Here is a 504-nt window from a genome sequence, read left to right as displayed (position 1 = left end):
CTGCAGCACATGGTCGGCATCGCCAAGCAGCGCCAGGCCGACACCGGCATCAAGCTGCTGTGGGGCACGGCCAATCTGTTCTCGCATCCGCGCTACATGAACGGTGCGGCGACCAACCCGGACTTCGACGTGGTGGCGCGCGCGGCGGTGCAGGTCAAGGCGGCACTGGAGGCGACGGTGGCGCTGGGCGGGGAGAACTACGTGTTCTGGGGCGGTCGCGAGGGGTATGCGTGCCTGCACAACACGCAGATGCGGCGCGAGCAGGAACACCTGGCGCGCTTCCTCACCCTGGCGCGCGACTACGGCCGCAGCATCGGCTTCAAGGGCAATTTCCTGATCGAGCCCAAGCCGATGGAGCCGATGAAGCACCAGTACGATTTCGACAGCGCCACGGTGGTGGGTTTCCTGCGCCAGCACGGGCTGGAGAAGGATTTCAAACTCAACATCGAGGCCAACCACGCCACGTTGTCCGGGCACAGTTTCGAGCACGATTTGCAGGTTGCC

At 64.9% G+C, this 504-nt stretch carries 1 pseudogene; it reads left to right on the top strand.

Features of this window, described 5'->3' with window-relative positions:
• Positions 1-504 (top strand): annotated as a pseudogene (locus tag XANALMUS060_RS17345) (TIM barrel protein); the annotation flags it as partial.

It is taken from the genome of Xanthomonas sp. MUS 060, assembly GCF_000963215.1.
In the GTDB taxonomy this organism is placed as follows: Bacteria; Pseudomonadota; Gammaproteobacteria; order Xanthomonadales; family Xanthomonadaceae; genus Xanthomonas_A.
The sequence above is the reverse complement of the archived record's forward strand: the minus strand, read 5'-3'. Positions and strand labels throughout refer to the sequence as shown.